This is a genomic window from Streptomyces sp. NPDC001933 (genome assembly GCF_042890955.1).
Taxonomy (GTDB): domain Bacteria; phylum Actinomycetota; class Actinomycetes; order Streptomycetales; family Streptomycetaceae; genus Streptomyces.
On record NZ_JBIASS010000032.1, the window covers coordinates 1 to 21,485 of the forward strand.

14 protein-coding genes and 5 pseudogenes are annotated in these 21,485 nt (G+C 69.0%); 6 read left to right on the forward strand and 13 right to left on the reverse strand.

Going from position 1 to position 21,485, the window contains the following annotated elements; translation table 11 throughout:
- The 4 genes and pseudogenes from ACFYY7_RS40135 to ACFYY7_RS40150 form a co-directional block, all read right to left on the reverse strand.
- Positions 1-320 (reverse strand): annotated as a pseudogene (locus ACFYY7_RS40135) (sugar ABC transporter permease); the annotation flags it as partial.
- A gap of 93 nt (positions 321-413) precedes the next feature.
- A complete protein-coding gene (locus ACFYY7_RS40140; protein ID WP_388669721.1) occupies positions 414-1,667 on the reverse strand; it encodes an extracellular solute-binding protein in 1,254 nt (417 codons plus the stop codon).
- 53 nt (positions 1,668-1,720) lie between these two features.
- On the reverse strand, positions 1,721-2,980 hold the full coding sequence (locus ACFYY7_RS40145) for a Gfo/Idh/MocA family protein (protein WP_388669724.1): 1,260 nt from the start codon (positions 2,978-2,980) through the stop codon (positions 1,721-1,723).
- Between the two features lie 258 nt (positions 2,981-3,238).
- On the reverse strand, positions 3,239-4,402 hold the full coding sequence (locus tag ACFYY7_RS40150; RefSeq protein WP_388669727.1) for an ROK family protein: 1,164 nt from the start codon (positions 4,400-4,402) through the stop codon (positions 3,239-3,241).
- Between the two features lie 155 nt (positions 4,403-4,557).
- Between ACFYY7_RS40150 and ACFYY7_RS40155 the strand changes: the two genes are divergently transcribed.
- From ACFYY7_RS40155 to ACFYY7_RS40170, 4 genes are all read left to right on the forward strand, one after another.
- Positions 4,558-7,140 (forward strand): hypothetical protein, encoded by a 2,583-nt coding sequence (locus ACFYY7_RS40155; protein WP_388669730.1) that lies wholly within the window; start codon positions 4,558-4,560, stop codon positions 7,138-7,140.
- Between the two features lie 219 nt (positions 7,141-7,359).
- A complete protein-coding gene (locus ACFYY7_RS40160) occupies positions 7,360-7,560 on the forward strand; it encodes a hypothetical protein (protein WP_388669733.1) in 201 nt (66 codons plus the stop codon).
- 4 nt (positions 7,561-7,564) lie between these two features.
- Positions 7,565-8,506 (forward strand): GNAT family N-acetyltransferase, encoded by a 942-nt coding sequence (locus ACFYY7_RS40165; RefSeq protein WP_388669736.1) that lies wholly within the window; start codon positions 7,565-7,567, stop codon positions 8,504-8,506.
- A gap of 184 nt (positions 8,507-8,690) precedes the next feature.
- On the forward strand, positions 8,691-8,966 hold the full coding sequence (locus ACFYY7_RS40170; protein WP_388669739.1) for a hypothetical protein: 276 nt from the start codon (positions 8,691-8,693) through the stop codon (positions 8,964-8,966).
- 421 nt (positions 8,967-9,387) lie between these two features.
- Here the strand turns inward: ACFYY7_RS40170 and ACFYY7_RS40175 are convergent.
- The 7 genes and pseudogenes from ACFYY7_RS40175 to ACFYY7_RS40205 all read right to left on the reverse strand — a co-directional run.
- A pseudogene (locus tag ACFYY7_RS40175) lies at positions 9,388-9,620 on the reverse strand (transposase); the annotation flags it as partial.
- A 181-nt stretch (positions 9,621-9,801) separates the two neighbouring features.
- Positions 9,802-10,350: a DUF2690 domain-containing protein gene (locus ACFYY7_RS40180; protein ID WP_388669742.1), complete on the reverse strand. Its 549-nt coding sequence runs from the start codon at positions 10,348-10,350 to the stop codon at positions 9,802-9,804.
- A gap of 334 nt (positions 10,351-10,684) precedes the next feature.
- Positions 10,685-12,922, reverse strand: a pseudogene (locus tag ACFYY7_RS40185) (hypothetical protein); the annotation flags it as partial.
- Positions 12,923-13,120: 198 nt separating this feature from the next.
- Positions 13,121-13,729, reverse strand: a pseudogene (locus ACFYY7_RS40190) (IS3 family transposase); the annotation flags it as partial.
- 90 nt (positions 13,730-13,819) lie between these two features.
- Positions 13,820-14,329 (reverse strand): annotated as a pseudogene (locus ACFYY7_RS40195) (transposase); the annotation flags it as partial.
- 146 nt (positions 14,330-14,475) lie between these two features.
- Positions 14,476-15,000 carry a DUF1877 domain-containing protein gene (locus tag ACFYY7_RS40200; RefSeq protein WP_388669745.1) on the reverse strand — a complete coding sequence of 175 codons (525 nt, stop codon included), beginning with the start codon at positions 14,998-15,000 and terminating at the stop codon, positions 14,476-14,478.
- A 258-nt stretch (positions 15,001-15,258) separates the two neighbouring features.
- Positions 15,259-16,608, reverse strand: coding sequence for an MFS transporter (locus tag ACFYY7_RS40205; RefSeq protein WP_388669748.1), 1,350 nt, complete (start codon positions 16,606-16,608; stop codon positions 15,259-15,261).
- A gap of 176 nt (positions 16,609-16,784) precedes the next feature.
- Here ACFYY7_RS40205 and ACFYY7_RS40210 point away from each other — a divergent pair, with 176 nt between their 5' ends.
- Positions 16,785-17,756, forward strand: coding sequence for a sugar-binding transcriptional regulator (locus tag ACFYY7_RS40210; protein WP_388669751.1), 972 nt, complete (start codon positions 16,785-16,787; stop codon positions 17,754-17,756).
- A 67-nt stretch (positions 17,757-17,823) separates the two neighbouring features.
- Positions 17,824-18,459 carry a class II aldolase/adducin family protein gene (locus ACFYY7_RS40215; protein WP_388669754.1) on the forward strand — a complete coding sequence of 212 codons (636 nt, stop codon included), beginning with the start codon at positions 17,824-17,826 and terminating at the stop codon, positions 18,457-18,459.
- A 79-nt stretch (positions 18,460-18,538) separates the two neighbouring features.
- On the opposite strand, the gene ACFYY7_RS40220 is transcribed toward ACFYY7_RS40215, so the two are convergent.
- Both ACFYY7_RS40220 and ACFYY7_RS40225 read right to left on the reverse strand, forming a co-directional pair.
- A complete protein-coding gene (locus tag ACFYY7_RS40220; protein ID WP_388669757.1) occupies positions 18,539-19,546 on the reverse strand; it encodes an NAD(P)-dependent oxidoreductase in 1,008 nt (335 codons plus the stop codon).
- On the reverse strand, positions 19,543-21,168 hold the full coding sequence (locus tag ACFYY7_RS40225) for an FGGY family carbohydrate kinase (protein WP_388669760.1): 1,626 nt from the start codon (positions 21,166-21,168) through the stop codon (positions 19,543-19,545). The genes ACFYY7_RS40220 and ACFYY7_RS40225 overlap by 4 nt, the downstream gene beginning before the upstream one ends.
- Between the last annotated feature and the right edge of the window lie 317 nt (positions 21,169-21,485).

Consider the following 21,485-nt stretch of genomic DNA (forward strand, 5'->3'; position numbering starts at 1 on the left):
GTGATCAGGGCCAGGGACACCGAGGCGATCAGCGTGCCCGGCACCGCGAGCACGGTGTAGAGGACCGTGACCTTGAGCGCCTGCCAGAACAGCGGATCGGCCCACAGCCGACGGAAGTTGGCGGTACCGGTGAAATGCCCGCCGCCGGTGAGCGTGTAGTCGGTGAAGCTCATCAGCACCCCGGCCACGGCGGGGCCGAAGCGGAAGGCAAGGAAGAGCAACAGGCAGGGGAGGACGAAGAGCAGACCGATACGGGCCTCATGGCGCGCCTGCGGCCCGCTGCGGCGACCTGGGCGGGTGGGTTCCGCGACGACTGCCACGGTGACCTCCTCTGTGCGGGGAGCGGGGAGCGGTGAGCGGTGGTCCCCCGTCCGCCGGGCGTGTGGTTCGGCGGACGGGCGGGGGCGCCGGTGTCAGCGACCGAGCAGCGGACCGGCCGCCTTGGCAGCGTCGTCGAGGGCCTGCCGGGGAGACTTCTTGCCGAGCATCGCGGCCTGGATCTCCGGCGCGAGGACGCCCATCACCTCACGGGACTTCTCTTCCAGCGGCCCGGCCTCCATGGCCGGGAGTGTGTCGGCGACGGCGGTGAGGATCTTGTCGTCGGGATAGAGCTTCCCGGCGGAGGTGCGGGCCGGGAAGGTACCGGACTGCTTCTCCAGTCCGGCGGCGTTCTTTGCCTCGGCGACGAACGAGATCCACTCTCCAGCCGCCTTGACATCGGCCCCCTTGAGCATCGACAGCGCGCCGACCGTGCCGTACCCGACCGATGCCGTCTCCTTCAGCGGCGGCTGGACTGCGATGTTCTCCTTGCCCCAGAACGGTTCGACGTCGGCCGGGGTGTTCTGCCAGGTGCAGGCCACCTTGCCCCGGGCGACCGGGGTCTGCTCCACCTTCGGCGTGATGGTGATCAGGTCCTTGTCGGTGTAGCCGCCGTCGACCAGCTTCTTCAGGTACGTCAGCGCCTTGACGCCGGCCGCGTCGTTGAAGGTCACGTTCTTGCCGTCCTCGGAGAACACGTCGCCGCCGGCCTGCCACAGCAGCGGGTAGAAGGTCATGTTCAGGGTCTGCTGGGTGTCACCGCTGTAGCTGGTGGCGTAGTACCCCTTCTCCTTCAGCTTGGGAGCGAGGCCGGCCAATTCGTCCCAGGTGGTGGGGTATTCGCTCTCGCCGATGGCCTTGAAGACGCGCTTGTCGCAGATGAGCGGGTTGGCGCTGGTGAGGACGGGGGTGCCGAGCACCTTGCTGTCGACGGTCACGGAGTCGAGGGCAAACTTGGTGTAGTCCGCCTTGGCCTTGGCCGGCATGTACTGGTCCGCGGGCACGATGCTCCGCTCGTACTTCGGCAGTTGGTCCGGGATGAGGTAGACGACGTCCGGCCCCTTTCCCGCGCCGATGGCGGTGGCGAGTGCGGTGTCGCGATTGGCCCACGGGTAGGTCTCGACCTTCACCTTGGTGCCGGTGTGCTTCTTCTCGAACTCCTTGACCAGACCGTCCCAGTAAGCCTGGTTCTTGGCCTCGTCGAAGATGACCGGGTAGGTCCACATGGTGATGGTGCTGCCGTCGTCCCCGGATCCGCAGCCGGCGAGGACGGTGGTGGCGAGGGCAGCTGAGAGCAGCGGCACGGTGACGGCACGGGGTCTCGGCCGGCGACGGGCGATACGGAACATGAGCGGAAACCTCCTGGGGATGAGCGGGGAACGGTGTTGTTCGGGGATGTGGATCAGCGCACCGGCACGCTCTGTACGGAGCCGGTGAGGCGGGCGCGTTCGGCGGCGAAGGCCGCCAGATGGCTGCCGAGCGTGGCCTTGGTGCCGGAGCGGACCGCGGCCGGGTCGCCGGTGGCGACGGCGTGGACGAAGGCATCAACCAACGCCGTGTCTCCGCCGCCGTGTCCCTCGGCTGCATTGGAACCGCTCGTGTCGACCTCGTGGACGGTGACCTCGTCGGTGCGGAAGTCGTGGACGGTGACGCGCTTGCCGTCGCCGCGCAGCCAGCCGTGCGAGCCGAAGATCCGTGTCTGACGGTCGGTCTGTTCGGTGAAGGCGACCATGGTGAACGTCGCGGTCATGCCGCCGGACAGCTGCATGGCGAGGACCTGGTGGTCGACCACGTCGTTGTCGACGCGGTAGGCGCACAGGCCGTACGGGCCTTCGCGCAGCGCGGTCAGCAACTCGGTCTCGTCCGTGGAGTCCGTGACGTGGGTGACCGGCCAGACGGAGCCGTGCTCGCGCAGCGTCGGCACGTACAGCTTGAGTGCGGAGTAGGGGCAGCCGTCCTCGACGACGCAGTCCAGGCAGCGCTCCGCGGCACCGGACGGGGCGTTCTCGGGCCGGAAGTGCTTGAGCCCACCGAAGCTGGCGACCTGCTCGATGCGCTCCCCGGTGACGTAGGAGATCCAGTCCAGGTCGTGGCAGGACTTGGCGAGCAGCATCGGCGAGGACGCCCGCTCACTGCGCCAGGGCCCGCGGACGTAGGAGTGCGCGTAGTGCCACCAGCCGACGGGCTCCAGGTGCTCGACGCTGACGAGTTCGCCCAGCACGCCCGAGCCGACAACCTCCTTCACCAGGTCGGTGTAGGGGGTGTAGCGCAGGACGTGGCAGACGGCGAAGAGCACGCCCGTCTTCTCCACGCCCTCGATGAGGGTGCGTGTCTCGGCCTCGCTGGGCGCCAGTGGCTTCTCGGCGAGGATCGCGTACCCGGCCCGCGCCAGCGCCAGGACGGGCTCGACGTGATTGCGGTCCTGGGTGGCGACGATGACGGCGTCGGCGATGGCGTTTGCCTCGACGAGCGGCCGCCAGTCGTCGAACTCGAGTTCCGCCCCGGCCGCGGCGCGGGCCGCCGGCCGGGGATCGGCCACGGCCACGAGGCAAGCGCGTTCGGGGTGGGCTTTGATCCACGCGGCATAGGTGAGGCCGCGGTTGCCTGCGCCGACGAGAGCCACGCGGACGGGCCGATCGGATATCGGAAGGTGCATGGACATTCCCAAGAGCTCCCTAGAGGTGAAGGAGAGGCACGCGAGGACAAGGCGTACGGTGGGGCCGGGAGGCGTCTCCCGCGGCGATGCCTGGACGTGGAGCCGTCAACGGTTACCGGGTGCGGAGAGCTGACAGGGGACGGCTGCCGATGCATACGGCGTGTACCGGGGTCGCCTGAAAGCCGGAAGGCGGACCGCGCAGTGGTCTCTGCGAACCGGAGCACGGGTTGCCCGGGTCGATGGCGGGAGGTCCGGAACGGCCGTTCACGGGCTCGTTGCCGTGGGCCGCCGGTTGTGCGCGAGGTACGTCGTCTCGACGTGCTCGAGGGCTCGCCAGATCGCACCGAGCGCGACCCGGTCGTCGCCGAGCGAGGACGGCTGGAGATCGGGGACCCGGATACACAGTGGCTCCAGACGGTTACGGAGGCGGGGGAGCAGGACATCGGCGGACTGGGCCAGTCCCCCACCCAGCACGACCCGTTGCGGGTCGACGGTCAGCACCATGGCCGCGAGGCCGAGGGCCACGTCGCTGGCGTAGCGGTCGACGGCGCGCACGGCGACGGTGTCGCCCCGGCGGGCGGCGGATAGCACATGGGCGGCGGCGTTCCGCGGGGGTACGTCGGACGGGACGGCAGGACAACACGCCAGGCGGGTGGCGGCGGTCGACCAGGGGGTGACGGGGAAGCTGCCGATCTCGCCCGCCGCGCCTCCGTATCCCCGGTGCACCCGGCCGCCGATGATCAGCGCCGCGCTGAGGCCGAGGCCGGCGTGGATGTAGACGGCGTCCTCGATGTCCCGTGCCGCACCGAGGCGTTGCTCGGCGAGTGCGGCCAGCCGGGTGTCGTTGTCCACCAGGACCGTCCCGGCGCAGCGTTCGTTCAGGTGCTCGGCGAGCCGTACACCGGTCCAGTCAGCGGCCGCTCCCGCGAGTACGACGTCTCCCTCCGGGCCGACGACGCCGGTGGTGCCGGCGCTGATCGTCCAGATCCGGTGGGCGTCGATTCCCGCGTCGTCCAGGCACTCGGTCATCACGTCGCCGATGACGGCAAGCCGGTCGGCGCGCCGGATGTCCGGCGGCACCGTTCGGCGGGCCGTGGTGACGACCGTGCCGCAGAGGTCGGCGAGCACGGCGAGGACGCTGTGGGCGCCGATGTCCAGCCCGAAGACGTAACCGGACTCGGCCCGGAACCGGTAACGGCGGGCCGGCCGCCCCACCGCGCCGGGCGCGGGCGGGACTTCAGCCGCCCACTCCTGGTCGGTCAGCTCGGTGGCGAGGTCCTCCGCCGAGGCACGGGAGAGGCCGGTGAGCGTGGCCAGCTCGGTCAGCGTCACCGGCGCGCTGGCACTTCTCAGCGCCCGCAGCGCGCCGAACGCGTTGAGCCGACGCAGCTGCGCCAAGTCACCGCCGGCGGGTCGGGATGCGTTCATGTACTCCTCTTGACGTCGTTTCGGCCATAGGGATTAATCAGAGAGTCCACGAAAACATTGCGATGGTCAAGCGCCATGAGGACGCTGAGGTCGCTCAAGTCCGCGAACAAAACGCCCACTTATTGGGAAGACTCTCATAATCTGGAGGGACCACGGTGCCCCGAAAACGCCCTAGACCGCTCCTCATCCTGCTGCTCGCCCTGACCGTTCTGGTCGCGGGTCCTGCGCCCTTGGCCGCGGCCCGGGGAGGTGGCGGCACCGGTAAATCGGCACTGGACCGGACGTGGTTCGGCCCCGAGGCCGACCTCGGCGTCCAGCAGGAAACGGTCTCCATCAACGACGCCGTGGTGGGCACGGAGGACGGCCGGCCCACGATGTACGCGACGGTCTCCGCCGAGAACGCGATCTTCAACGTCATCGACATCCGGGACAACCGGCTGCTGCGCTCGTTCACGCTGCCTGGCGTGCAGCAGTCCTGGCGGCATGCGATCGGCCCCGACGGCACCGTCTACATCGCCGCCATCACCGGCGGCCAGACGGGAGAGCTGTGGAGCTACAGCCCGGCCGACAAGGAAGTGCGCAAACTCGGCACCATTCCGGGCGAGAAGTCGCTGTGGTCGATGACCACGGACCCGGAGGGCAATGTCTGGATCGGCACCTTCCCCAACGGCAAGGTGTTCAGATACGACCCGCAGAGCGAGGACTTCCACGACTACGGGCAGATGGTGCCGGGCCAGCAGTACGTGCGCTCCATCGCGTACCACGACGGATCCGTCTACGCGGGCGTGGGCTCCGTCGGTGATGTCATCCGGCTCGACACCGCCACCGGTACGAAGACGAAGATCTCCGACCAGGTCCCGGCGCTCCTCGGAGTGGAGCCCCAGGAGGTGCCCTTCGCCTACGACATGGCGGTCGTCGACGGCTGGCTGTTCGTCAAGTTCGCCGACCCGCAGATGAAGCTGCTCTTCTACGACCTCGGCGCCGGCAAGTGGAGCGACAAGTCCGTCGGCAAGAACACGCCTTCGGACTCGGGGGCCTTCTCCTTCAACCAGCTTCAGTCGCTGGACGGGAAGGTGTACGTCGCCAACAACCGCGAGCTGTACGAGATCGACACGGCGACGCTGGAGTCCCGCTCGACCCAAATCGCCTTCGGTACCTCGCTGCGCGGTGCCGCCTGGATACCGCTCAATGATCCGGACCTTCCCGGAACCTCGCTCGTCACCCTGCAGTCGGGCGGCAGGATCACCGCTTTCGACATCGCGTCACGGCGGAGCAAGGCTCTGCCCTCGGTGGTGCAGGGCGCGCCGAACCCGCTGCACAACCTGGAGGCGGCGCCGGACGGCACGCTGTTCATGAGCGGCTACCCCGGCGGCACCGGATCCCGCTTCGACCCCCGCACCGGCCGCACCACCCGCTTCCCGATGGGCCAGGCCGAGGGTATGGCGGGCCTGGGCGACACGATGTACTTCGGTATCTACCCCGGAGGCATCATCTCCTCGGCGAAGCTGGACGCGGCAATCCCGGCCGTCTCCGAGAAGTTCCGTCTCGGCTCCGAACAGGACCGGCCGTACGTGATGAAGGCCCACGACGGCAAGCTGCTCATCGGCTCCATCCCCGACTACGGAAAGCTCGGCGGCGCGCTGACCATCTACGACCCCGACGACGGGGAGAAGAAGACCTACCCCGACATCGTCCGCAACCAGAGCGTCGCCGGGCTCGCCCAGCGCGGCGGACGGATCTACGGTTCCACCACCGTCTACGGCGGTCTGGGGACCGACGTCACCGAGTCCGAGGCCAAGATGTTCGTCTGGGATGTCGCCGGCGAACGCAAGGTCAAGGAGTTCACCCTCGACCTCCCCGGCCTCGACAGCCCGAAGATGATCAGCGGTCTCAGCTTCGGCCGCGACGGCCTGCTGTGGGGCGCGGCCGACGGATTCCTGTTCGCGATGGCCCCGGACACCCTCCGGGTCGTCAAGTACAAGAACGTCTACCCCGAGGTGAAGAACTACGGCATGTGGCGGCCGGTCTACCTCCGCTGGGGCGCCGACGGCCTGCTGTACACCACCCTGGCCAGCAAGCTCACCGTTGTGGACCCCAAGACCATGGACCACGTGACACTCGGCGACTACGACGAGGAAGTCGCCTTCATGACCCTGGCCCGGGACGCCGACGGCCACGAGAGCATCTACTTCCTCGGCAAGACGGCGGAGTCCCGGCTGCGGATGATCCCGGTGCGCCACGGCGTTGCCGGCGCCGTGGCCGTCGGCAACGCCGGCTTCGAGGTGGCGCCGCTGGACGACGGCGCCGTCCCAGGGTGGCAGGGCGGTGGCACCCTGTTCACCCTCTCCCAAGAGCGGGCGTACACCGGCAGACGCAGCATGAAGATCGTCGATGCGGCCCGGAGCGGCCCCGAAGCGTCGGCGGATCTGACCAGTGAGCCGGTGCCGGCTGCCGCGGGGGCGCACTACCGGGCCCGTGCCAAGGTATACATCGAGGACGGAAGCACCGATGATTCGGTGCTGCTGCTGAGCTTCCTCGACGGGGCCGGCCGGCCGGTCGGTCGGATGGCGAGCGCACCGCTCCGCAGCGCGGACCAGCGGCGCTGGATCGACGCGCAGGCGAATGGTACGGCTCCGCCTGGTACGGCGTCGGTCCGCGTCTCGCTGTACTCGTCCGCGTGGAACCTCATGACCGGATACGTCGACGCGGTGAGCCTTCAACGGACCAGGCGCGGGTGACACCCGCGCGCGGACACCGGGCCACGGCGACCGTACGCCGTGGCCCGGTGTCGTCGATGCGGCGCTCAGCCCTCGCCGTCGAACTCGCACCGCACGGCATCACCGCCAACGCCCTCGCACTCGGCACGGTCCGGACCCCGATCGACGGCGCGTTCCCCTTCGAACCGCGATGCGTTCGAGACGGCCTACCGGGAGCGTATTCCTATTGGCTGCTACTCGGTGCCCGACGAGAACGTGGGCACGCTGCTGCTCGCCTCGGACGCCGGGGCGTACATCAACGGGGCCCGGATCGTCGTGGACGACGGCGTGCTCGCCGAACAGATGCACCGGATGCGCTACATCTGCCCCGCCGCGTACGCGGCGTACGACGCTCAGCTCTGCCACCCTTTGGTGACCGGGTCAGCAAAGAAGGAAACTTGACGCCATGACACACACCTTGCGCACCCTCGCCCCGGCCGACGAGGCAGCCGTGCACGCGCTATGGGCGATCTGCTTCGACGCCCCGCACCTCCCGGCGCTGCACGCCCTGGACCCCGACCGCCACCGTCGGACCTTCGTGGCCGCGCGCGGTGACACGGTCGACGCCGTCGTCTGCTACGTGCCGCGGCAGCTCCGCGACGCCCACGGCCGGGTCGAACGGGTGGGCGGTATCGGCAATGTCGCCACCCGCCCCGAGGCACGGGGCCAGGGCCTGGTTCGCCGACTGCTCACCATTGCCGCCGAGGCGATGGCCGCCGAGTCCTGCGCATGGTCCCTGCTGTTCACGGCCACTCCCGGGGTCTACGAGCGCTCGGGCTGGACCGGCTTCCGCACCTCCTGGGCTGAGGGCCCGCTCACCACTGTTGGCCCACCCGAGCCCCGCTTCCGCATCCGTGTGGCCACCCCGACCGACGCCCCGCAGCTGGCAGAACTGCACGCCGGATTCAACGCCGCACGCCCACTGACCGCGGTGCGGACGGCCAACGACTGGATCCACCGCGTGCCCGCCTGGTACGGCCCCGGCGCCGAATGGCTGATCGCCGAGGACAACGGGGGGACGGCGGTCGGCTACACCGTGACCCAGCACATCGGCGAGGCCGTCGAGGTCCGCGAGTGCGCGGTGACGGAAGCCGCACCGGCGGCCCTTGGTGAGTTGCTCGCTGCGGTGGCCCGCCGGGCCCGTGCGGCGGGCGCCGCAGTGGGCCGGGCTCACCTCCCCGAGGACCCAGCCGTCCGCGCTGCCCTGTCCCGGCTACTCGCCCAGGATCAGGCCCGGGAGCGGACGCAGACGGTGGGTATGGCCCGCCCGCTCCTTGCCCCGCCGGAGTCGATACGCGCCACGCTGCAGGCCACGGGAGCAACCCACTGGCATGGCGACTCGTTCTGAGCCAACACCCAGGGCCCGATGCGTTTGCCTGCTGTCCACTCAGCAGGGCACGTCACCGGGTGAAGTTTCCCCGTGATCTCGGACACGGTTCAGTCACGCTGCGAGGGCGGCACGCCTCCACCACCATGCGCGCCCTGCACGCCGCCCCAGCTCCGCCCCAATGCCCCCTGACGCTCACCAAACCGTGGTGGCAGTGGCGGCCCTGCTCACCCAGCAGCACGACGGAGCGGTGACGCTGAACACCCGTCACGAGGACGGCACGTACGAGGACGACCCCGACGACGGCTACGGGTGCGACTGCGACTGCGACTGCGACGTCACGATCGTCAGCGGCGACGAGGAGTACAGCTTCCAGCGCGGCGACTCGGAATGGTCGGTCACCAGAGAGTCGGACGGCCGGAAGCGGTCCGACGGCGCCACGGTCTACAACGCCTGGGAGACCCTGTCGATCCCGCCCTGACCTCGATGCTCACCGACCCGGCTCTGACCGGCATGTCACGCCCCGCCTTCGACCACCTCGTCGCCATCTCGGAACCGTACTGGGACGCCCTGGCCAAGGCGGCATTCCAACGACGCTTCCACCGCCCACGCAGCTACCTCCACCCGCAGACCAGCAGCCTCGCACTACCACCGCCTACTGACCGCCCTGTTACGCCGCCGCAGAGCCGTCACCAGCACACTTCTGGCCCAGCTCCTGAATGTCGGCCGCACCAACCTGTCCAACCAGTTCCAAGACGGCCACCGCCTCCTGGACCTGCACCGCGTCGCGGTAAATCCGCTACCCGGGACCCCGGCCCGCACCCTCGCCCGATTGCAAGCACGCCTACCATCACGCGACGACACATGCACAGATCAACTCTGACAGTTATTCAGACACAAGCCCCGGAGTACTGCCGTTGCACCCCGGCCGAGGTGATGCCTTCTTGACGAAGCCGGTGTCATCCATGATCAGGATGCCGTCGTCGGCGCCGAGGTGTTCGGCGACGTAACCCTGCAGGTCGTCGCGTATCTCGTCGGCCTCCCAGCGGCACTTCGCCAGGAGGTGCTGCAGCCCGTCAGGGGTGGAGTGCCCGGCGAATTCGGCCAGTTGCCAAGAGTGGTCGGCTGTGACGGGACCTTGCCGGTGGGAGAGCTGCATCGTGGGACGACACACGAGTGGCGCCGTCAGCAAGAGACGGCACCGCGGTTGGCTTCCGCCTGGACGAGGCCGGGCCACGCTGGCGGTCGTCTGGGACATGAGGGATGGCGGTTTGGGGACAATGAATTGATCTTGAGGCCCTGAAGGGCCCGAGCCGTCAGCGCCAGGCGGTGGCCTCGGTCGCCTGGATGCAGTACCGCTCGAATGTGCTGCCGCCACCAGGCTTAGGGATCACGCAGGCCGCGACTTGGAAATCACCGTCCGGAACAACAGCCATACTTGTGAACTTGTCGTCACCGTACTCAACGTCGGCACTTCGCATGGTGCCACCGGACACCTTCACCGTGACCATGTCCCCAGGGCGGCCGTGTTCGATCCTCGCCCACACCGCCGTGCAGTCCTCGCTATAGCGGATCTGAAGAAGGGCCGGGTTGTTCACAGCAGGTTTGAAGGTGCGGGCGTCCTCACCGCAGCCCTGATTCTGCGGGTTCTTGCCCTCGCACGCCGCTCCCGGACAGGTCGGCTCGTCGAAGAACGACTTCGTCACATGGTCCCAGAGCGGAGTCGCCACGGCTGCCACCACTGCGCCGACGATGGCAACCGCATACGCCAGCGCCGCAGGGCCGCTGAGCCACCTTCTTGCAGCCCGTTGCGGTGAAGGGTCGGCTGCTGCGGTGGAGTTGTCGTCGGTGTTGCTCGTGGTCATGAGGGTCCGCCTTGATTGACCGGTCCTGAAGGCCAGGGTCGCTTCCTGTTGGGGCAGAGGAAAGGCGCAGCGCGGGGCAGAGAGGCATGACGACCCTTCCTTGTCCTTGCGTGCGCCTCTCAGTCAGGCCAACGACGGCGCCAGTCGCGGGCAACGGGTGCTCAGTTCCCCGGTTCCTCCTCGCATACCGTGAGCGCGGCCTCCCATGCCGGCGGGAAGCCGCCACCGACAGCACCGCGTGAGCCTGGACGCCGTCAGGGCATGACGGGTTAGTGGGTCATATGTCTGTCTCGGTCGGGTGAGCCGCGGAACTGGTGTGTTCGCACGGACGGGATCAGCAGGCGGACGCCGTGTCGATCCGGATTCCTGTGACGGTGGAAGCCGAGGAGAACTGGATGGTTCCGTTGGGCGGGAGGCACTTGTAGTACGTGCTGCCGCCGTACGTGAAGCAGAGCATCGCGCGGTCGTCATTGCGGCTGTTGTACGCCCAGTCGGCCCTGGAACTGAGGTTCTGGTACGCGGCGTTGGGCATGCCGATGGACCAGTCGGGCTGGGTCTGGTTGAAGCAGACCCTCGGGTAGTCACACCCGTTGTAGCTGGTGGCCGAGGCGCTGGGTGCCACGGCGAGCGCGGTGCCAGCGAAACAGCGACGGACGTGGCCACAGCAGCGATTCGTTTGACAGCTGCCATGACCAAAGAGTCTACTGCCGGAAGGTCCTTCATCTGCGGTGATATCCGGCCGATTCGTGCAACATCCACCGAGCCCCTGCCAGTGGAGAAGCAGCTGCCGCCCGGATACTCCGTAGAGGAGAGGCAGCCTGCCTTCCCATAGGAGGACGGCCACCGTGGTTGCCAACCTCAGTGACCACCGCTGAAGCCCTGACTTCGGACTCATCCGTCCTAGAGCGGCGGCTCCTCCTGGGCCCATGGGCGTTCGACCTCGAGCTGGGCGGCGAGGGAAAGCAGCAGCCCCTCCCCACCGAGTGGGCCGACGAACTGGCGCGGCGGTCGGACTGGTCGCGTTGTCGTAGTAGTGACGTTCGGCCGAGACCAGGTCGTCGGGAAGCTTCGGGGCTGTACCGCAAGGCTTGGCAACGGTCTTGGACTCGGCGACCAGGTTGAGAATGTTGTTGCCTGTGTTGCGGGCGTAGGTGGTTGTGGTGCACTCCTCGTCGCCGCTCTTGGCCACGTATCCGAGAGCGGATTCGGTCAGGACCTGGCCGACATCGTCGAGGGTCCGCTCGACCTTGGTGGTGCGCCAGCCTGCTCCGACTGCGGTCCTGGTCTGTTCGCTCTTTCCACCGGTGGCGTACGCCTTGCGGTCGGGCAGGTTCTCCGGCCGCTTCTCGGTGGCCGTTGCGGCGGACAGCCAGGGTTCGTAGCTGGTGGTGGACTCCAGCTTGCCGCCGTCACCGTTGTACACCGCCAGTTCGCGGGTCATGCCGGCGAAGGGTTCCTTGTCGGTGACCGAGACACCTTCCTGGTCCTTGACCGAGGCGCCGTCGATGCCGCGGAAGTAGCGGAATTCCTGCAGGGTGCGCTTCTCGGGTGCGGCTCCGGTGCGTACCTGTACGCGGCCGTATCCCTTGCGGTCGCTGTAGGTGAGGTGCTTGGCGTCGGTGAACTCGTCGTCCTTGGACTTGGCCCAGGCCATGCCGTCCAGGTAGGAGTACTCCGTCTGCTTGGCGACGGCGCCCGTGGTGTTCGGGTTCTCCAGGATCTGTGTAACCACGTAGGAGTGGAACCAGTCCAGGTAGGGCTCGTACTCCGCGCCCGGAGCGTCCGGCGGCGACCACTTCACCGGGTAGCAGCGCCGGTTGTTGGACTCTGGGGTGGGCACGCTGCCTGCTTTGCAGTCCGTCGGCGAGTAGGTGATGCCGAGGGATCCGCCGCTCTCGGTGTCTATGCCGTAGATGCGGTAGCGCCACATGGGGGGTATGGGGTCGGGCTGGCCGCCGGTGGTGGCGCCCTCGACCCGGTTGGGGAGGGTGAGGCCCTTGAAGTTCACAGCCGGCAGGCTGACATCGCCAGTGCCGGTGTGTCCGGTGCGGGTGACGGAGGTCAGCCAAAGGGCCGGGTCGCTGCCGTCACCGGTGGCGGGGAAGGAGTGACCCAGCTTCCAGGTGTCGACCGGCTTGTAGGCACCGCCAGTCAGGACCGACGTGGCAATCCCCGTCAGCCGTTTGCGGCTCCAGAAGGACGGGGTGTAGCGGTCCTTGCACTCCGTGCCGGAGTCGCAGTACCGGTCGAACGGTACGTCCGGCCAGTTCTTCGCATGTGCCTTGTCGAAGGTGCCGCAGTCGCTCAGGCAGCGCTCGGAGTGGGTGAGGTCGATCTTGGCCGCGGCCTTGGCCGAGTACATGGTGTTGGAGCGCAGCCCGTATTCGATGCGCTTGAGATATCCGCCCTGGTCGTAAGGGGTCGCGGTGGAGGTGCCCGTCTCGGGGTTCACGTTCCGGCCGTAGGAGTTGGACTCCTTGTCCCAGTAATAGACCATCGCGTCGTCGTGCATGTCGATGACCACATCGAGGTTCCAGCGCCACGCCTGCTGGCACCAGGAGTCCCGTTGTGCCTCGCTGTCTGCCAAGGGCCGAACGTCTCGCGGGGCAGATCTCTTCATGGGAGCCCGGTTCGGTACTGGTAGATGATCCCGTCGATGATGCGACGGTGGTCGGCGAACGGGCGCACTGTCTTCCCGGCGTTGCGGGGAAGACAGTGCGCCAGGCGTGCTCACTGCTTGAGGTTGATCCCGGGGAGTGGACACCGGGTTTCATGCGACGAGTGACAGCGTACGTGACGTGATCAGTCGTTGTTCGAACTCGGCTGGTGTGAGGTAGCCGAGCGCGGAGTGGCGACGGCGCCGGTTGTAGTACGAAAGTCAGCGGAATAGCTCGAGCCGGGCCTGTGCCTTCGAGGTCCAGCAGCGTCCGTGGAGCAACTCGCGCTTGAGGCCCTGGAAGAACGACTCGGCGAGGGCGTTGTCGTAGCTCGAGCCGACCCGGCCCATGCTCGGCGGATGCCGTGCCGGCGGCAGACGTCGGCGAAGGCGGCCGCGTTGTACTGGGCGCTTTTGTCGGTGTGGAGAACGACGCCGTGAACCCGGCCGCTGCGGGAGGCCACGGCCATCCTCGATTGCGTCGGTGACCAGCGAGGTACGCATGTGGTCCGCGATCGACCAGCCCACGACCTTCCTTGAGCAGATGTCGATCACCGTGGCGAGGTAGAGCCAGGACGGGCCGACGGCTATGTAGGTGATGTCGCCGCACCACCTGGTGTTCAGGGCGTCCGCGGTGAAGTCGCGCATCACCAGGTCCGGCGCGGGCGGCGTGGTCCTGTCCGCGATCGTCGTCCGCTTCTTCTTCCGCAGGTGACGGGGCGCCTACGGTGCCCGCGCGTCCATGCCGAGCTGCGGGCGAGAGGGCGCAGGATCAACCTCAAGCGCGTCACCCGGCTGATGCGGACCAACCACATCGTCGGCGGTGCTCGGTGTGGACGGCGCGGATCTCGCTCACGGTCCGCTTCTCCTCTGCCTGGTGCTCGGCGCGGGTCTGCTCGGTGGCCAGGTGCCGGTAGTAGCCGACCCGGGACGCACCGAGCACCCGGCAGATCCGCTTGACGCCGAAGTCGGTGCGGTTGTCGGAGATGAAGGCCCAGCGGCCGGGGCTCACTTCACCTCCCGAGCGAAATAGGCGGCTGCCCGGCGCAGGATCTCGCACTCCAGCCGCCACTCCTGCTCGGCCTTGAGCAGCCTGGCGTTCTCAGCCCGCAGCCGGGCCATTTCCTCTGCCGCACTGACGCTGCCGTCGCGGCCTTCGGGCGTGGCCTGGGCCTCGTCCTTGCGGACCCACGTCCGTAGCGACTCCGCGGTGATACCGAGATCCGTGGCCACCGCCGCGTACGTCCGCTTCCCGGCCGCGGCGCGGTATAGCGCGACAGCGTCCTTCCTGAACTCCTCCGGATACGGAGACTTCCGTCCCACCTGGACATCCCTCCTTGGACCATCAAGATCCATTGTCAGGGTGTCCACTCCAAAGGGTCAGCCTCAGCCGAGGCATACTCCTTGCAGACTGACTCACCCCGACCATCAGCCAGGTCAGCGATCGATCACCGGTCGACCCGGGGAGGTCAGTCCCACCACGAGACGATGACAAGGCCTCGCTTCGAGGCTCCCTCGTAGAACTCGCGAAGCGCGTCGAAATGAACCCTCAGATACGTTCCGGGCCCGCGGGTAAGGCCTTCGGCGCCGTGGCCGATCAGCATCCCGGCCACGTGGTCGTCGGACGGCAGCGCCGCCAGTGCGGCCCGGAAGTCGATGTCTCCAAGCAGATCGGAGACTCGCTCAACCTCCTTTGTTTCAAGGCCTGTCGGCGTGGGACCGAAAAATCCGATGGCATGAGGGTGAGCGTTGAGGAAGCCGACGTCCAGCACCACGCCGCCGTCAGTGGCCTGTCTGAGCGCGGCAAGGTGTGAATCGTCGACTCCGGCGATCTCGCAGACGCGGGCCAGCATGCCCGGAGCCCAGTCCAGGTCGAGGCTGTCAGCCGCCGACAGGTCCCACTGGTGGTCACCATCGGATGACTCCGCGGCACGCGTTCGACAAGAGGCGAGATACTCCGCAGAGACTCGGGCAAGCTGCTGGGTAACGGCCATGACAAGCAGTATCCCGGTTGCATCCACCCCTTTTGTCGGACGTCCGAGCGTCACAAGATCAGCGACAGAGCCCGTTCGTCTGTACTTGGCGGAGCACTCAGAGGAGTACGCCGACAAGGGCCTCGGAGACGACAGCGGCAAAGAGGTTCTCCTTGCTGCCGAAGTAGCCGTAGATAGCCACACCGCGTCATCCACGGCCGACGCCCGCCGACCGTCGCGGCGGCGAGGCGGGCGTCGGTGGCCCGGTCTGCGTCCCGCTCACTCCCCCGATCGCGCGACGACCGCCGCCCCGGCGGGCTCCTTGACCGGCGACGGAGGAAGCAGCCCGTCCGCCACCGCGTCGTCCGCGTCGGACTTCGGCTCCTTGAGGGTGAAGGTAAGCACCAGACCCACCAGATAGACGGAGGCGATCACCCAGACGGTGCCTTCGATGCCGATCGGGCCGACCAGTCCGGCCACGGCCGAGCCGACGAACTGGCTGAGGCCGGCGCCCAGATTGAGGATGGCGACCGCGCTGGCGATATGACGGGGCGCGAGCAGCGGCATGATCGCGGAGAGCGGTACGAACGCCCCGAGGGCCAGCCCGTAGACGACAGCGACGGCGAGCGTGATGCCGAAGCTGGGGCCGACCGCCTCGGGCACGTAGTAGAGCGCGAGCACGGTCACGAAACAGCCGAGCCCGCCCACCCAGGCGACGGTGTTGACGCCGCCGATCCAGTCCGCGACGTAGCCGGAGAGGAGGTTGGCCACAACATTGGCCAGCAGCATCGTGCCCCAGATGGTCTGCCACTGCGCCGTGGAGAAGCCGACCTCGTTGACCATATGGGTCGTCAGGAAGACCACGAAGGCGTAGAAGGACAAGGTGTTGATCAGTCGGACCACGCCTCCGACGCCCACGCGGGGGTGCGTCTTGACGATGGTGAGCGCCTTGACCATCTGGGACATGGATTCCTTCATCGATGCCGGAGGCCCCTTGGTGACCCGGGCCCGGACGAGGAAGAGCACCAGCGCGCCGCCGGTGGCGACGAAGGCGAGGGAGAGCCAGAGGGTGGCCATCTCGCCGATGACGGGGATGACCGCGCCCGCGAAGTAGGAGCTGATGACGCCGAGTCCGGCGGTGGAGGCGAACCAGTACCAGCTGACGGCCCGGCTGAGTTTCTCGCTCGGGGTCTCCATGGCGATCCAGACCAGGAAGCCGTAGGCGAAGAAGGGGTAGCCCAGGCCCCGGATGCCGAACGTCAGCAGCATCAGCGGGTAGTTCCCGGCGGCCACGCCGACGGTCAGGAAGAGGACCTCGAAGACGCCCCAGATCCCCAGGCCCAGCAGCATCACCCGACGGGGGCCCCAGGCTTCTGCGAGCGCGCCGGAGAGCCAGGCGGCGATGGCGACCACGAAGCCGTAGACGCTCCACAGCAGGGCGACCTCGCTGCCGGAGAGCCCGCGCGACTCCAGGTAGGGCGAGAGGAATCCGACTTCGATGCCGTCGCCGACCATGAAGAGCATGACGGCGAGGTAGCCGAAGGCGAGCGGGCGGACGATCCCCTGCCGTTCGAGCAGTCCGGGGCGGGGCACGGCGGCGTCGGCCGCGGTGTGAGGCGAGGTGGGCATGTGTCCTCCGGCGTACACAACAGACGCGTGAACATCTGATCAAAATTCGAACCAAAGTGCATGTAATATGAGTGGCGCCTCTGCGGGTGTCAACCCTTGGCCGGGGGGCGCGTTCTCCGGTCCGCCGGGCCTTGACCGGCGGAGGGCGGCGAGGACAGGATCCGAACGGAGGATCAATGGAGAGAACAAATGGTCAGAAGCAACCGCCGCTGGGCAAGATCGCGCGGCTGTACTACGAGCATGGTCTGACCCACCAGGAGATCGCCGATCTCTGTGGGCTGTCCCGGATCAAGGTCACCCGGCTGCTGGCGGAGGCCCGCCTGGTCGGGATCGTCGAGATCACGGTGCACAGCGACGACCATTTGTTCGTGGGCCTGGAATCGGCCCTCGGACACGCCTATCCGCTCCGCCAGGCGTGGGTGGGCCCCGCGTTCGAGGACGAGGGCCGCGCGCTCCACTCCCTGGGGGCGGTGGCCGCCGACTGCGTCACCGCCTTCCTAACGAAGGGCACCACCGTCGCCGTGGGCCTGTCGGGGTCGGTCGCGGCGATCCCCGGGCATCTGCGGGAGGCGACCGGACTGGATCTGAGCATCGTCCCGCTCACCGGGAGCAAGGGCGGCATCTCCCGCGCGGCCAGCCCCCATGAGCTGGCCCTCTCCTTCGCCGCCGCCGTGGACGGGCGGGCCTACCACCTGCCCGCTCCGCTGCTCGCGCGCAACGCGCAGGCCGCACGGGTGTGGCGGGAGGACCCGGCGGTCCAGGAGACGCTGGAGCGAGCCGTATCGGCGGATGTGCTGATCGCCGGAATCGGCGGCACCGCCGCCGACGCCGGACTGCTCGTCCAGGGTCTGAGCGCCGCGGAACTCGCGGGCATCCGGAAGCGGGGCGCGGTCGGCGACATCTCCGGGCGCTTTTTCGACGCGGACGGCGCCGCCGTGCCGGGCGAGGTGGACGAGCGGCTCATCGGGCCGAGCCTGGAGCAGTTGCGAGCGGTCCCCGTCCGCATCGGCGTGGCGCGCGGGGCCGACAAGCGGCGGGCCCTGGCGGTCGCGCTGCGCCACGGCCTGATCAATGTGCTGGTGACCGATGTCAGCACCGCCGAGGCGCTGCTGGCCGACGCCGACGCCCCCGAGGGGGCCCCTTCATGAGCCGCCGCCGGGAGCTCCGCGGCGACGCTCTCAGGGGCACCCGAGCGACGCTACGAAAGGACACAATGTGAAGCCTGCACAAACGCGCGATGAGCTGTGTGAGCAACTGGCCGAGGTCGGCCGGCTCGCCGTGGAGCGCGGACTGGTGCTCGCCAGCGGCGGGAATCTGTCGGCGCGGCTGCCCGGCTCCGACGAGTACGTGGTCACCGGCGCGGGGACCTGGCTGGACCGTCTGGAGGTCGCGGACTTCACCGTGATGAACCTCGCCGGGGAGCGGACCGGGGGCGCGGATCGGCCGTCCAGCGAGTGGAAGCTGCACCAGCGGACGTACCAGGTGCGGCCGGATGTGAACTGCGTGGTCCATCTGCACCCGCAGCACGCGGTGCTGCTCGACGCCGTCGGCGAGCCGATACGGCTGATCACCCTCGACCACGCCTACTACGTCCGCTCCATCGGCACGGTGCCGTACCACCCCAACGGGTCGGACGAACTCGCCGACGCCTCGGCCGAGCAGGCGCTGACGCACGACTGCGTCGTCCTGTCCCACCACGGCAGTTCCTCGCTGGGTGCGGATGTGGGTATGGCGTTCCGCCGCGCGATGAACCTGGAGGAGGCCGCCGTGGCGACCTATCGCGCGCTGACGCTGGGCAACGCGACCGCCGCTTTCCCGTCCTCGGCCCTGGCCGCGCTGCACCACGTGTGACCTCTGCTTCCTTCTCACCTCCGCACAGACTGTGGGCGGGCCCCGTCGGGGCCCGCCCACAGTCTGTGCGGAGGGGTGTTCAGGAGGCCAGTTCCCTCGCGTTGGCCACCGCGGCGGGCTCCGCACCCGTCGCCCAGGCCCGCAGCGCCCGTTCGGCGATGCGGGAGTGCTCGGTGACCACATCGTCGGACGCGCCGCCGATATGCGGGGTGAGGGTGACGTTGTCGAGCCGGAACAGCTCGTGGTCGGCGGGCGGCGGCTCGGTCCAGAAGACGTCAAGGCCCGCCCCGGCGATCCGCTTCTCCCGCAGGGCCGACAGCAGCGCCGTCTCGTCCACGACGGCGGCCCGCCCCGCGTTGACGACATAGGCGTCGGGACGCATCAAGGAGATCTCGGGCGCTCCGATCAGCCCCACCGTCGCGTCGTTGAGGGGCACATGAACGGTGATGACGTCGGAGCGGCTCATGAGTTCGTCCAGGGCGACGATCTCGGCGTCGACACCCAGCGCGCCCGGCTCCAGATAGGGGTCGTAGACCAGGACGTCCATGCCGAACGCCAGCGCCCGGCGCAGCACCCGGCGGCCGATCGCGCCGCCGCCGACGATGCCCAGGGTCCGGCCGCCCAGACCGATCCCGCGGAACCGGGCGTACGGCTCGAAGACGTCGTCCGCCGTCCAGTTGCCCGCGCGCGTCCACCGCTCGGCGGCGCTGGTGTGACGGACGGTGGAGAGGATCAGGGTGAAGGCCAGGTCGGCGGTGATCTCCGCGTTGCGCGCCGGAGTGGTGGCCACCGGTATGCCCCGGCGGGTGCATGCGGCGAGATCGACGTTGACCGGGCTGGCCCGGCAGGTGACCACGAACTTCAGCGCCGGAGCGGCGTCCAGGGCCGCCTGGTCGACCCGGTCGACCTCACAGACCACCGCGTCGGCCGCCGCGAGCCGGTCGGCGAGCCGGGGCCGGGCGAGGGAGTCGCCCGCCATGGACGGCTCCACGGTCTCGATGTCGAAGAGATCGGCCAGCCGCGCGGCGGCGGCGGCATCGAACGGTGCGGTGATGAGCAGCCGCGGTCGCGGCGACGCACTGGTCACAGGGTTTCCCATCCATCGGCGTCATACGCCGACTCAGCCTTGTCAGAGGTGTCAGAGGTGTCAGAGAGGTCACAGGTGCTGGAGGTGTTTGTGGCAGGGGAGACGGACGGCGGGGCCTCGGCCTCGGTCCGCAATTCCCGCAGCGCGGGCCAGACGGGTCGCAGCGCGTCCCGGGCGGCGGCGAACACCCGCGCCTGCCGGTCGTACGGTTCCCGCAGGGCGGGGTCGGGGCGGAAGGCGTCAGTGGAGCGGGCCAGCGCCGTGAGCGCTGCGTCGAGGTCCTCGGCCACCCCGCCGGTCACCATGGCGAGGGCGGCCACGCCCCGGGCTCCCAGCTCGGGCGCGGTGGAGCGCACCACGGGCTCGCCGGTGACGTCGGCGAGCACCTGACAGAGCAGATCCGAGGAGGCCGAGCCGCCCGCGATCCGCAGCACCCGCCCGGGAACGGGCGCGCCGAGGCACTCGCGCAAGGTGAAGGCAATGCCCTCATAGACGGCGCGCAGCAGTTGCCCGGCCGTGGTGCGGACGCTCATCCCCACCCAGGACGCGGAGGCCGCGCTGTCGATGAAGGGGGCACGTTCCCCGCTGGGCGAGCCGTAGGGGAGATAGACGACACCGCCCGCGCCGGGGCCCGCGGTGCGCGCGACCTGCTCCACCTCGGGCCAGTCGCTGTCCTCCAGCCCGGTCACCCGGCGCACCCAGTCGAGGTTGGGCGCGCCCGTCATGGGGGCGAGGCAGGCGAGGGCCTGTCCGTCCAGGCCGGTCGCCAGGGTGATCTGGCCCTGGGCTCGGCGGTCCCGGCTGTCGCGGTGCACGGTAGCGGTGAACGCGGTGGTGCCCACGATGAGGTAGGCGTCGCCCGGCCGGACCGCCCCGAGGCCGACCCCGCCCGCGGCGGCGTCGACCAGACCGGCGGAGACCGGGACACCGACCGGCAGACCGGTGGCGGCGGCAGCCTCGGCGGTGATGCGGCCCGCCGGGGACGCGGGGGGCAGCACCGGGGCGAGCAGCCGGCGGAAGCGCTGGTGCCCCAGCCCTTCGATCAGGGCATCGGAGTATTTCCCGGCGGCCACGTCGAGATAGGTGCGGGATGCCTCGGAGGCGTCGGTGGCGACCTCGCCCGTGAGCCGGAAGCGGATCCAGTCCTTGCAGTTGAGGTGGTGGGCGGCCTGTGCGAGCCGCTCGGGGTAGTCCGCCTCCAGCTGTTCCAGGAGCACCGGCAGCGCTCCGGGGAACAGGGACGAGCCGGTGACCTCGTGGACCAGCGCGCCCCGGCCGTCGGCCTCCCAGCGCGCGCCCCGGTCGGCGGCGGCGCCGTCCATCCAGATCCGCGCGGGGCCGCAGGGGCGGCCGTCAGCGTCCACGAGCCACGCGCCGTCGCCCTGTCCGGTGACCCCGACGGCGGCAATCTCGACGCTGTCGCCCGCCTGCCGGACCGCCGAGCGGACGGTGTCGCGGACGGCGGACCACACCTCGTCCATGTCCTGTTCGACCCGGTCGCCGTGGTGTGTCACCCCCAGCGGCGCGCGCGCCCAGCCGAGTTGCCTGCCGTCCCACGCGAGGACGACGGCCTTGACCGCGGTGGTGCCCGCGTCGATACCGACCACTGCCTGCCGAGTCACTGATGAACCTCCCGCAACCGCATTATGAACATTGGTTCATCGAACGATCTAAAGTGCAGCAAATTTAGGCGGGCAGACTGCCGCAGTCAACCGCCCCCGCCCGGGCGGACCTGGCCGGCCCCTTTGGCATGTCCGGGCGGCGGCGCCGAGGCCCGTGGGATCGGCGAAGCCCAGGGGCTCAAGGGAGTCCGTGGGACCAGGGGAGCCCCTCGGGATCGATGGAGCCCTCGGGGTTAGCTTGACTCTGTCGGAGATCTTGGTGTTTCCCGGTGCTCCAGCATGATCAGTGGGCATGCTTGGGGCTGTTTCGAAGGCCG